We start from the raw sequence: 11,398 nt of genomic DNA, 5'->3' as shown, positions 1-11,398 counted from the left end.
CAACGCTTGGTTTTCCAATCGTCAGCTTTATTGAGGTTCTTGTTGGACGACTCGGATTCGAACCGGGAATGACAGAACCAAAACCTGTAGTGTTACCATTACACCATCGTCCAATCGCTATTTAGCGGCTGCAAAGGTAGGAAAAATTTGGCATATTACCAAATTTTTCCTATTCTTTTGTTATTTTACCGTGATGAGGTAGTAATTCTTCTTACCCTTCTGAGCCAGCAGATACTTGCCGTCGATCAGGTCATCAGCAGTAATGGCACGATTCTGGTCGGTGAGCTTCTCCTTGTTCAAGCTTACGCCACCACCTTGTACCATTTTACGCATCTCCCCCTTAGAGGGGAATACGGGAGCTGCTGTAGTGAAAAGCTCGATGGCGGGCTGACCGAGCAGGTCCTTGGCAATCTCGAACTTCTCCACACCGTCGAACACGTCGAGGAAGGTCTGCTCGTCGAGCTTTTCGAGGGCTTCTTTGGTGGCCTTGCCAAACAGTATGTTTGAGGCTTCGATGGCCATATCGAGAGCTTCGCGAGAGTGAACCAGAATGGTGACCTCCTCGGCCAGACGCTTCTGCAGCACACGGCGACCAGGATCCTGCTTGTGTTCTTCGATGAGGGCGTCGATGACGTCCTTCTCGAGTGAGGTAAATATTTTGATATAGCGCTCGGCATCCTCGTCGCTGACATTGAGCCAGAACTGATAGAAGCGATAGGGTGTGGTGCGTTTGGGATCGAGCCAGATGTTTCCGCTCTCGGTCTTACCAAATTTCTTACCATCGCTCTTGGTGATAAGGGGGCAGGTGAGGGCGAAGGTCTCGACCTCGTTGCCCAGTGTGCGGCGGATAAGCTCGGTACCAGTGGTCATGTTGCCCCACTGGTCGTTACCGCCCAACTGCAACTTCACGCCCTTGTGCTGATAGAGGTACAGGAAGTCGTAGCCCTGAAGCAGCTGATAGGTGAACTCGGTGAAGCTGAGGCCGTCGCGAGCGGTACCGTTAAGGCGTTGCTGCACGCTCTCCTTGGCCATCATATAGTTCACGGTGATATGCTTACCGACCTCACGAGCAAAGTCGAGGAAGGTGAAGTTTTTCATCCAGTCATAGTTATTTACCATCTCGGCAGCATTGGGCTCTTTCGACTCGAAATCTAGGAACTTAGCCACCTGTGCCTTGATGCACTCCTGGTTGTGGCGAAGGGTCTCGTCGTTCAGCAGGTTACGCTCCTGGCTCTTGCCGGAGGGGTCGCCAATCATACCTGTGGCACCTCCAACGAGGATGATGGGCTTATGGCCACAACGCTGCAGGTGACGCAACATCATGATACCGCAGAGGTGACCGATATGGAGTGAGTCGGCAGTGGGATCGGTGCCTAGGTAGGCCGTCACCATCTCCTTCTGCAAGAGTTCTTCTGTGCCAGGCATAATCTGTGCCAGCATACCGCGCCAGCGCAGTTCTTCAACAAAGTTCTTTCTCATCTATTTCTTCAATATTTGTTTTTGAGGGTGCAAAGGTAGCACTTTATTTTTATATTACAAAGAATTTTCGTGCAAAACACATCCTGTATCACGGAACGGGGTCGTAGCCGCTTCCGCCCCAGGGATTACAGCGGAGAATGCGCCAGATGGCCAGTCCCAGGCCTTTGATGGGCCCATGCTTGATGATGGCTTCCTTGGCATACTGTGAGCAGGTGGGCGTAAACCGGCAGGCTGCTGGCGTAAAGGGGCTGATGCACCGCTGGTAGAAAATGATGGGCGTGAGCAGAATCCACTTCAGCACCATCATAAGCCATTTCCATATTGTCTTCATAGGCGGTGGAGAACCTTTTCCAGCAGGCTCTTCATTCGGCTGTTTATCAGATCCGATGGCACCAGCTGATTTGAGAGCCAGATAAAAGCCACAGCCACCTTCTGTTGAGGCTCAATGCCCTCGCTGAGTAAGTGCTTGTGGTGGCGGTAGGCCTCACGTATCTGTCTTTTCACACGGTTACGGTCCACAGCATGATGGAAGTGTCTCTTTGAAACACTAATGAGCACCTGGACGGGCGGCTGCCCCTCTTGGTGCTCTTTTTTCAAGTATATGACTCTCAGCGGGAAGGCTGCCAGTGAATGACTGTGGCCTCCTTCGAAGAGTTCGTCTATCAGTTTCTTGCTGATAATCCGCTCCTCCTTCTGAAATGTTGCTGGAGCCGTCACTAAAATATAATAATGTGGTTTAGTCTTCGTTCATCAGCAGATAATGCTGCAGTGCGCCTGTCATTGAAGGGAACTTCTCAGAAGGTGCTTCTAAATCCAGTCGCAGACCAGCGTCCTGTACTGCCTTGGCAGTGGCGGGACCGAAGGTACCAATGGCAATATCGCCCTGATTGAAGTTGGGGAAATTCTTGGTAAGCGACTCGATACCAGAGGGGCTGAAGAAAATCAGCATGTCATAGTCGAAGTTCTTGACTTCCTCTTCAGTGAAGTCGTTGCTCACGGTCTTGTACATCACGCACTCGGTGTGCTGCAACTTCTTGGAGTCGAGCAGGTTGGCAATAGAGTCGTTGTGTACATCGCTCATGGGAACAAGATACTTCTCGGTCTTGTGCTTTACCATCGCAGGCAGCAGGTCGTTGATATGACCTGTGTTTCCAAAGAACACCTTGCGCTTGCGGTACTGCACATATTTCTGGATATAGAGAGCAATGGTTTCGGTAACGCAAAAATACTTCATGTCCTCAGGGATAGTGATACGCATCTCCTTTGCAAGAGTGAAAAAATGATCGATGGCATGTCGTGATGTGAAAACAACTGCTGTGTGATCCAGAATGTTTACCTTCTGGGTTCGGAACTCGCGTGCATCCATTCCCTCCACCTTGATGAAAGGACGGAAAATCAGTTCTACTCCAAACCTGCTGGCAATGTCATAATAGGGCGACTTCTCGCTCGTGGGTTTAGGCTGCGAAACCAAAATCTTTTTAATCATTCTCTAATGTCCTAAAAATTTACCTTTAAAATATTCACAATCATCAACCACATACCGCAAAAAGCGAAGAGGGGAGTGATTTCGAGGGCACAAAAGTACAAAATATTTTGGAAATAAAGCCCTTTTTGCTTAAAAAAGATGAGCCAAGACTTATAAAATGCTAGAATTTTGTTTAAAAACAACACAAAACAGAAGAGAAAGGCCGCTTTTTCGAGTGAAAGGTCAAAGTACACCTGTAGCATTACAAGTGGATATAACAAGATGCACGAACAGACCATAATGAAAAGCTGTGCTTTTATGTAATGTATAGTTTTTTTACCGCCAAAGAACACCATTCCAACGAGGAATTGTATGAGCCACTTCGCACAGAAATATCCTATGAAGAGTGCTGACAGTAAAAACACAACGAGGGCGTTGCTGTCGATAATAAAGCTGGTGGTTATCTTTTCTATGGTCAGTATGTAGGAATCGATTCCTAACAGCAGACAGAGCATAGCGACGAAGACCATAAGTATACGTATCTCAGTCGAAGTCTCGGAAGTGGTGCTTTTGCGAGGTGCGCTGAAGAAGAACTTGAATTGCCAACTGATGTACTTGTTCAAGCGGGTTCCCAGGATGATGATAAGACAGAAGCAAATCAGCAGGATAAAGGTAATGGTGTTGTCGTTCCTGACAGAATAGGGGATGGGGTTGCCTGCCATACCGAAATTACTGCTGTGCGCCTGGGTGGTGCACAGCAGCGAGTCTTTAGAAAAGTAACCTTGATTCAGATAATCGTAAAGGTTTACTCCTATGGTTCCTGTAGTATCACTTGGAGTCAAGTCCATGTTATGGAATTAGAGTCCGAATGCACGTTTGATGTCATCCACACGGTCCAGTTTCTCCCATGTGAACAGCTCCACATCAATGGTCTTTGTTTCGTGATAGTGACTGGTGAAGGTCTTCTTCACCACTTCTGACTTGCGGCCCATGTGTCCGTAGGCTGCCGTCTCCACATACATGGGCTGACGCAGTTTCAATGTACGCTCAATGGCCTTAGGACGCAGGTCAAAGAGTTCCTCAATCTTCTTGGCAATCTCAGCGTCGCTCATCTTGACATTGCTGCGGCCATAGGTGTTCACATAGATGTTCATGGGCTTGGCAATACCGATGGCATAGGCCACCTGCACCAGCATCTCGTCGGCCACACCTGCTGCCACCATGTTCTTGGCAATGTGACGGGCTGCATAGGCAGCTGAACGGTCTACTTTCGAAGAGTCCTTACCAGAGAAGGCTCCACCACCGTGTGCGCCCTTGCCACCATAGGTGTCGACGATAATCTTACGCCCTGTCAGTCCAGTATCACCGTGAGGGCCACCAATGACAAACTTACCCGTGGGGTTCACGTAGTATTTGATGTCGTTTCCAAAGAGTGCCAACACCTTCTCTGAGTGAATCTGTGCTTTCACACGGGGTATGAGGATATTGATGACGTCGTCCTTGATTCGAGCCAACATCTTCTCGTCTTCATCGAACTCATCGTGCTGTGTCGAAACCACAATGGTGTCGATACGCTCAGGGATGCCGGCATCGCTATATTGGATAGTGACCTGACTTTTTGAGTCTGGACGTAGGTAGGTCATCAACTTGCCTTCCTTGCGGATATCGGCCAGTGTGCGCATAATGAGATGTGCCAGGTCGAGCGAAACAGGCATGTAGTTCTCCGTTTCGTTGGTGGCATAGCCAAACATCATACCTTGGTCGCCAGCGCCTTGGTTGTCCTCATCGGCACGATCCACACCCTGGTTGATGTCAGAGCTCTGCTCGTGGATGGCGGTCAGAATGCCGCACGAGTTACCGTCGAACTGATATTCTGCCTTGGTATATCCAATCTTCTTAATAGTATTACGGGCAATGGTCTGCAAGTCGATATACACATCGCTACGTACCTCACCCATGATGACCACCTGTCCGGTGGTGACGAAACTCTCGCAAGCTACGCGAGCCTTGTCGTCGTAAGCCAGGAACTGATCCAAAATGGCGTCCGAGATCTGGTCGGCTACCTTGTCAGGATGTCCCTCTGATACTGATTCTGATGAAAATAAATATGACATAACTATCTGATTTTGGGTGCAAAGGTAGTGCAATTTGAGCGAATAACCAAACTTTTCCGCACAAAAACGGCTCCGATACCCTTCGGAGCCGCTGATATAAAGATCTGAAACAGGTCGCTATTTCTTGTAGCATTTGAAAATTTGTTCCACCTCCTGCTTAGGCAACTTTGGTGTGAACAGACTGACCAAGAACACAACAGGGAAACCACCCAACATGGCGATGGCACCACAGTTGATGGGATTGATGGGGTTGCCCAGTAGCATATTGATGACCGTGAGACCCACACCCCAAATGAAGCAAGCCCAGACAGAGGCCGTGGTGGCATGCTTCCAGTAAAGGCCCAGCATGAACGGAGCCAAGAAAGCACCAGCCAAAGCACCCCAAGAGATACCCATGAGCTGGGCAATGAATGTGGGAGGATTGAGGGCTATTAGCAACGAAATGGCGATGAAGAACACGATGAGCACACGCATGATGACTACCTTGCGTCGTTCTATCTTCTCTGCCACCACATCATCGATGGTACCTTCTTCTACCTCGCCAGCCGCCGATTTCTTATCACGATAGATAAGGTCGAGCGTCATGGTTGACGAAGAGGTGAGCACCAGCGAGGCCAGCGTTGACATGGAAGCCGACAGCACCAGCAGCACCACGAGGGCAATGAGCACGTCGGGTAGGGTGATGAGCATGGCAGGCACGATAGAGTCGAAGGCAATCTTGCCTGTTGCCTCATTGATAACGGGGTCATAAAGACGGCCGAAGCCTCCCAGGAAGTAGCATCCACCAGCCACGATGAAGGCAAAGATGGTAGAGATGACGGTACCGCGCTTGATGGCGCTCTCGTCAGTAATGCTATAGAACTTACCCACCATCTGGGGCAGCCCCATAGTGCCCAGCGAGGTGAGGATGACCACACCCAGCAAGCCCCATGGGTCGGGGCCGAACCACGAGGCGAAGCCGCCGTTAACACTGGGATCAGCATCGGAAGGCAGCTGTGCCAGCTTGTCCACAGCGGCTGTCAGTCCACCCTGTGCATTGAGCACAGCGGCTATAACAGCCACGATGCCAAACAGCATGATGATGCCCTGAATGAAGTCGTTCATAGCTGTAGCCTTGTAGCCGCCCAAAATGACATAGACTGCTGTGAGCACCGACATGATGACCACACAATATTCATAAGGAATGCTGAAGCCCATCTCGAAAAGACGAGAGATGCCGCTATACACACCTGCTGTATAAGGAATAAGGAACACGAAGGCGATGATAGAGGCTACTACACGCAGCCCCTGGTCGTTGAAACGCGTGCCAAAGAAATCGGGCATGGTGCGACTCTCGATGTGCTGTGTCATCAGTTTCGTGCGACGACCCAGGATAATCCAGGCTAACAACGAACCGATGACGGCATTGCCGATACCTATCCATGCGCTGGAAAGACCATATTTCCAACCAAACTGTCCGGCATAGCCCACAAAGACCACTGCCGAGAAATAGCTTGTGCCGAAGGCGAAAGCCGTGAGCCAGGGACCCACCGAGCGTCCGCCCAGTACAAATCCGTCAACACTTCTTGCTTGCTTGCGTGAGTAAAGCCCCACGCCCACCATCACAATCAGGAAGATGATGGTTAAAAGAACTTTTATAATCATTGTTTTGTTATCTCGTTATCACGTTATTTCGTTATCTTGACTGGCGTTAGAAGGCCACCTGCACCTGTGCCTGCAGCCAGTTGTAATCCTTTGAAGAGATATTTTCTCCGCAGAGGCAGCGTGTGTACTGCAGCTGCACACGACATTTCTTATAGAACCAATACTGCAGACCTAGCGTCAGGTTGGTCTGATCCCAGCCTTCTACCTTAGTGTTGCGGTCGAAGGTCTCGCCAGAGGCTACCACGTCGAGGGCGTCGTAGACGGGGATGCAGGTGGTGACATAACCACCGCGGCTGCCCACCTCGCCGTCTTCACCGCCCAGCCACTCTGCGCGGATGCTGGCAGGACGTGCTTCCTTGTATTCACCCTTGCTATAAGGCGCGGTCTTGTATTCGGCACCCACGCTATAGCGGTTGCGCTTATAGTTGTCACCCACGGCGATGGTGGGATTCCATGCGGCAGTACCCACGGCATTGCCTGTGCCCAGATAGCCCGAGCCCACAAGGCGCAGTCCGTCCATGGGTCGCAGTTCCAGTTTGGCTATAAAGTCTTTCTGATTGTTGTTATCCTTGCGGTTGATGCCCTGTCCGCTCATCAGCGCCAGCTCATAGTGCAAGGCATTTTTAAAGAGATCACCAAAGACCATGAGGCCTTGATCTCGTCCATAGTTTACACCATTCAGGGGGTCGGGGCCTTCGCCAGCCAGATAGAGCACGGCCTGTGAATAGACGTCGATAAGTTCCAGTTGTGTAGGTGACATGGGATTTTCCATGGTGTAGCTATGCTTGAACTGTCCTAAGCGGACGGTTAGAGAGTTGTCTTTGGTGACGCGATAGTCGGTATAGAATTCCTGAGGAACACTCGAGAAGTCGTGCATAAAGAGGAACGACCAGCGGTCAGTGATGCGGGCTTTGGCCCAGAGCAACGTGCGTTTCAAATTGTAGGAGTTGGTCTTCTGACCATTGATGTCCTGATAGGACCAGCCTCCTTGTGCATAACCGTTCAGCGTGATACGGCTGGTGAAGTCCTTCATCCAGTCGATGTCAGCGTCTGACTTCTGTTGTCCCATTGCGGCTGTACTGCTAAATACAGCCATTGTCACGGCGAGTGTTGCCGTCATCCATGTTTGCTTTTTCGTACCCATGTCTATTGATTAGTTTAGTTAAAAAAAATGAAATTCGACTGCAAAGGTAACGATTATTTTCGTTTTAACAAAAAAACGGCGAACATTTTCGTATCTTTGCGCAAGAAAACTAATTACAACTAACAATATGAAACGAATTTTGCTCTTATTAGTAACATTTTGTGCATTAACGACTCTTTCGCCCATCAGCGCAAAGAAGAAGCTTACCCAGCAACAAACAGACAGAGAATATTGGTGTCAGGAGGCATGGAAGATGGCACAACCTGTACTTGAGTATATGGCGAAGGGAGAGTTGCAAAAGAACATGCAGACCGAGTTTTCACCTTCGTTCGACAACCGCAACCGCAAGGTGGTGTATATGGAGACCTTCGGCCGACTGATGGCTGGCATCGCTCCTTGGCTGACTCTGCCTGATGATGATACTGCGGAGGGTCAGCAGCGAAAGCAGTTGCGTGAGTGGGCGCTGGCATCCTATAAGAATAGTGTTGACCCAGAGAGTCCTGACTATCTCTGTTGGGGTGCTGCAGGTCAGAATTTGGTTGACGCCGCTTATATCGCCGAGTCGTTTGTCCGAGGATATGATGCCCTGTGGGTGCCACTGGACCAAGTGACGAAAGACCGTTATATTGCTGAGTTCAAGAAGTTACGTAGCATTGAACCGCCCTATACCAACTGGTTCCTTTTCTCCAGCATCATCGAGAGTTTCATTGCCAAGGCCGCTGGACTGAAAGAGTATGATGACTATCGGGTGATGACCACCATTCGCAAGGTGGAGGAGTGGTATGTAGGCGACGGCTGGTATGCCGACGGTCCTGTCTTTGCCTTCGACTATTACTCGAGTTACGTGTTCCATTCTATGTTCCTAGAGACTCTGCAGAACATGATTGACGCCAAGGCCAACACACGTTTGGAGTATAAGAAATACTACGACCGTGCTTTGAAGCGTGCACAGAAATATAGTATTATTCTTGAGCGCTTCATCTCACCTGAGGGCACCTTCCCTGTCTTCGGCCGTTCTATTCCCTATAGACTGGCAGCCCTGCAGCCCTTGGCCCTTGTGGCGTGGTATCAGAAACTGCCCAGTGACCTGAGCAATGGTCAGGTGCGTGCTGCCCTCACCGCTGTGATGCACCGCATGTATGACCAGCAGCAGAATTATAATGCCGGTGGCTTCCTCACTATCGGCTTCTGTGGTCATCAGCCCGAAGTAGCCGACTGGTACACCAACAACGGTTCGCTCTATCTGACCTCATTATCGCTGATGCCATTGGGCTTACCTGCCACACATGACTTCTGGACTTGTCCTGCTGAGCCTTGGACGCAAGTAAAGGCATGGAATGGACAATCTTTCCCAAAGGATCACCGCTGGGCTGATGATATCGAGACGAAGGACCGTTGGTAAGGCTTTGGACTTATTGCATGGCCGAGAAGCCGGTGAAAATGCCGTAGGCCACTATGCCCATAAAAACGAGCATGAATAGCGACAACATCAAAGTGATATATGCAATGGCCTGACTGATAAAGGTGCGGAGAAAGGAGTAGCCAGACAGTTGCTTTAAAGCTATGATGATATACAGATATGAGATGACACCTTCTATCATCGCATTGACACAGAACAGTCCCAGCAAGATGCCGACGATAGAGGTAATATTTGAGATATAGACCATAGCCACAAAGAACTCAGGGTACCTAAAGTCTGGGTAACCCGGACTGTGACAGAAAAAAAGATAGAGAGGCAATGACATGGCCAGCAACCCTACGAGAACAATGATAGGTAGGTGGTCATAGACAAAGCGAGTGATATTCTTAATGGTATTGATTAAAGACTGCTGAAATTCCTTGGCGGCCTTTGCCTTTTGGGCCGCAACATCGTCGACGGGAACGTTATCTGCTGCCTGAATTTCTTCATCCCCTGCAGTTTCGGTGAATCCCTGTTCGTATGTCTCAATCATTTGTGTGATGCGGTTCTCGCCATTGATATTGAAGCCGCTATCAACAATCATAGACAGGGCAATTAGAAGAAAATACATCTTGAAAGGAGGAAAATAGGCCATCTGCATGCCACTGAGATAGTCGCGAATCATGTAGCCTGGCCTGAGCAGCAGGTCACGGACGCTACGGAACATACTGCGGTTACCCAGTCCCCAGACGTCGAGAAACAACAGAAAAGCTGACTTCAGCGAATAGCGTCCTATACGTGCCGACTGTCCGCAGCGCGGACAATAGTTACCTTGAAACGTGGTACCGCAGGTGGCACAGGTGTGCTCCTGAGGAATAAGTGGTGCCACTTGATAAGGACGCAGTTGCCACTCCTTGAACTCACGGTATTTCTCCTTCAAATTCATCTCTCTAACGGTTAAGTGGAAACAAAAGCAGGCACCTGCACAACGATGGTGTAGATGCCTGCTTATCTTTATGTCGTTGGACCTATAGCTTAGAGCTTAGGACCAGCAGCTACGAGAGCCTTACCGGCCTCATTGCCTTCGTACTTCTTAAAGTTCTTAATGAAGCGGCCAGCCAGATCCTCAGCCTTCTTGTTCCACTCAGCTGCATCAGCGTAAGTGTCACGAGGATCGAGGATGTTGGTGTCTACGCCCTCAAGCTCTGTGGGAACCTCGAAGTCGAAGTAAGGAATCTTCTTCGTAGGAGCCTTCAGGATGGCACCGCCCAGGATAGCGTCGATGATACCACGAGTATCGCGGATAGAGATACGCTTACCAGTACCGTTCCAACCAGTGTTTACGAGGTATGCCTTAGCACCGCTCTTCTCCATCTTCTTAACCAGCTCCTCAGCATACTTTGTTGGGTGCAGCTCCAGGAATGCCTGGCCGAAGCAAGCAGAGAATGTAGGAGTAGGCTCAGTGATACCACGCTCTGTACCAGCCAGCTTAGCGGTGAAGCCAGAGAGGAAGTAGTACTTGGTCTGCTCAGGAGTCAGGATAGATACCGGAGGCAGTACACCGAATGCATCAGCACTCAGGAAGATCACATTCTTAGCGTCAGGACCTGCACTCTTACCATTTACCTTCTGGGCAATCTTCTCGATGTGGTCGATAGGATATGATACACGAGTGTTCTCGGTTACGCTCTTATCAGCGAAGTCGATCTTACCATCCTCAGCAACGGTTACGTTCTCGAGCAGAGCGTTGCGACGGATAGCGTTGTAGATGTCGGGCTCAGACTCCTTGTCGAGGTTGATAACCTTAGCGTAGCAACCGCCCTCGAGGTTGAATACACCCTCGTCGTCCCATCCGTGCTCGTCATCACCAATCAGCAGACGCTTAGGATCGGTTGACAGAGTGGTCTTACCTGTACCAGACAGACCGAAGAAGATAGCGGTATTCTTACCCTCCATATCAGTGTTAGCAGAGCAGTGCATAGAAGCGATACCCTGCAGAGGCAGATAGTAGTTCTGCATAGAGAACATACCCTTCTTCATCTCACCACCGTACCAGGTGTTGATGATAACCTGCTCACGAGAAGTAGTGTTGAAGGCAACGCAAGTCTCTGAGTTCAGACCCAGCTCCTTGTAGTTCTCAACCTTAGCCTTAG

At 49.8% G+C, this 11,398-nt stretch carries 11 protein-coding genes and 1 tRNA gene; 1 reads left to right on the top strand and 11 read right to left on the bottom strand.

From position 1 onward, the window contains the following. Window positions 1-42 precede the first annotated feature (42 nt). From Q0R57_RS09380 to Q0R57_RS09340, 9 genes are all read right to left on the bottom strand, one after another. Window positions 43-113 (bottom strand) — tRNA-Gln (locus Q0R57_RS09380). Window positions 114-180: 67 nt separating this feature from the next. Next, window positions 181-1,479 carry a tyrosine--tRNA ligase gene (gene tyrS, locus Q0R57_RS09375; RefSeq protein WP_294746534.1) on the bottom strand — a complete coding sequence of 433 codons (1,299 nt, stop codon included), beginning with the start codon at window positions 1,477-1,479 and terminating at the stop codon, window positions 181-183. An 88-nt stretch (window positions 1,480-1,567) separates the two neighbouring features. Then, window positions 1,568-1,810, bottom strand: a complete 243-nt coding sequence (gene yidD / locus Q0R57_RS09370; protein WP_294746531.1) for a membrane protein insertion efficiency factor YidD — start codon at window positions 1,808-1,810, stop codon at window positions 1,568-1,570. Continuing rightward, the gene (gene rnpA, locus Q0R57_RS09365; RefSeq protein WP_294746527.1) at window positions 1,807-2,196 is read right to left on the bottom strand and encodes a ribonuclease P protein component; all 390 of its coding nucleotides are present in this window, start codon (window positions 2,194-2,196) and stop codon (window positions 1,807-1,809) included. The genes yidD and rnpA overlap by 4 nt, the downstream gene beginning before the upstream one ends. A gap of 19 nt (window positions 2,197-2,215) precedes the next feature. After that, entirely contained in the window at window positions 2,216-2,965 is a 750-nt protein-coding gene (locus tag Q0R57_RS09360) for a uroporphyrinogen-III synthase (RefSeq protein WP_294746524.1), read from the bottom strand. Between the two features lie 11 nt (window positions 2,966-2,976). After that, on the bottom strand, window positions 2,977-3,792 hold the full coding sequence (locus tag Q0R57_RS09355; protein ID WP_294746521.1) for a DUF4271 domain-containing protein: 816 nt from the start codon (window positions 3,790-3,792) through the stop codon (window positions 2,977-2,979). Window positions 3,793-3,801: 9 nt separating this feature from the next. Continuing rightward, a complete protein-coding gene (gene metK / locus Q0R57_RS09350) occupies window positions 3,802-5,058 on the bottom strand; it encodes a methionine adenosyltransferase (RefSeq protein WP_294746518.1) in 1,257 nt (418 codons plus the stop codon). A gap of 117 nt (window positions 5,059-5,175) precedes the next feature. Continuing rightward, entirely contained in the window at window positions 5,176-6,702 is a 1,527-nt protein-coding gene (locus Q0R57_RS09345) for a sodium:solute symporter (RefSeq protein WP_294746515.1), read from the bottom strand. A 46-nt stretch (window positions 6,703-6,748) separates the two neighbouring features. Beyond that, a complete protein-coding gene (locus Q0R57_RS09340; protein WP_294746512.1) occupies window positions 6,749-7,846 on the bottom strand; it encodes a porin in 1,098 nt (365 codons plus the stop codon). 127 nt (window positions 7,847-7,973) lie between these two features. Here Q0R57_RS09340 and Q0R57_RS09335 point away from each other — a divergent pair, with 127 nt between their 5' ends. Then, complete coding sequence (locus Q0R57_RS09335) at window positions 7,974-9,248, top strand: DUF2264 domain-containing protein (protein WP_294746509.1); 1,275 nt, start codon at window positions 7,974-7,976, stop codon at window positions 9,246-9,248. A gap of 10 nt (window positions 9,249-9,258) precedes the next feature. On the opposite strand, the gene Q0R57_RS09330 is transcribed toward Q0R57_RS09335, so the two are convergent. Then, the gene (locus Q0R57_RS09330) at window positions 9,259-10,191 is read right to left on the bottom strand and encodes a DUF3667 domain-containing protein (RefSeq protein WP_294746506.1); all 933 of its coding nucleotides are present in this window, start codon (window positions 10,189-10,191) and stop codon (window positions 9,259-9,261) included. Between the two features lie 89 nt (window positions 10,192-10,280). Next, window positions 10,281-11,398, bottom strand: a 1,118-nt coding sequence (gene pckA, locus Q0R57_RS09325; protein WP_294746503.1) for a phosphoenolpyruvate carboxykinase (ATP), incomplete at its 5' end; no start/stop codon positions are given.

Source organism: uncultured Prevotella sp. (assembly GCF_946407605.1).
GTDB lineage: Bacteria > Bacteroidota > Bacteroidia > Bacteroidales > Bacteroidaceae > Prevotella.
Note: the sequence above shows the minus strand (reverse complement) of the source record. Positions and strands in the feature narration are given on the sequence as shown.

Excerpts from the sequence above, each read along its gene's own strand:
- tyrS (WP_294746534.1), bottom strand. The coding sequence starts at position 1,479 with ATGAGAAAGAACTTTGTTGAAGAACTGCGCTGGCGCGGTATGCTGGCA.
- yidD (WP_294746531.1), bottom strand. The coding sequence starts at position 1,810 with ATGAAGACAATATGGAAATGGCTTATGATGGTGCTGAAGTGGATTCTG.
- Q0R57_RS09360 (WP_294746524.1), bottom strand. The coding sequence starts at position 2,965 with ATGATTAAAAAGATTTTGGTTTCGCAGCCTAAACCCACGAGCGAGAAG.
- Q0R57_RS09355 (WP_294746521.1), bottom strand. The coding sequence starts at position 3,792 with ATGGACTTGACTCCAAGTGATACTACAGGAACCATAGGAGTAAACCTT.
- metK (WP_294746518.1), bottom strand. The coding sequence starts at position 5,058 with ATGTCATATTTATTTTCATCAGAATCAGTATCAGAGGGACATCCTGAC.
- Q0R57_RS09345 (WP_294746515.1), bottom strand. The coding sequence starts at position 6,702 with ATGATTATAAAAGTTCTTTTAACCATCATCTTCCTGATTGTGATGGTG.
- Q0R57_RS09340 (WP_294746512.1), bottom strand. The coding sequence starts at position 7,846 with ATGGGTACGAAAAAGCAAACATGGATGACGGCAACACTCGCCGTGACA.
- Q0R57_RS09335 (WP_294746509.1), top strand. The coding sequence starts at position 7,974 with ATGAAACGAATTTTGCTCTTATTAGTAACATTTTGTGCATTAACGACT.
- Q0R57_RS09330 (WP_294746506.1), bottom strand. The coding sequence starts at position 10,191 with ATGAATTTGAAGGAGAAATACCGTGAGTTCAAGGAGTGGCAACTGCGT.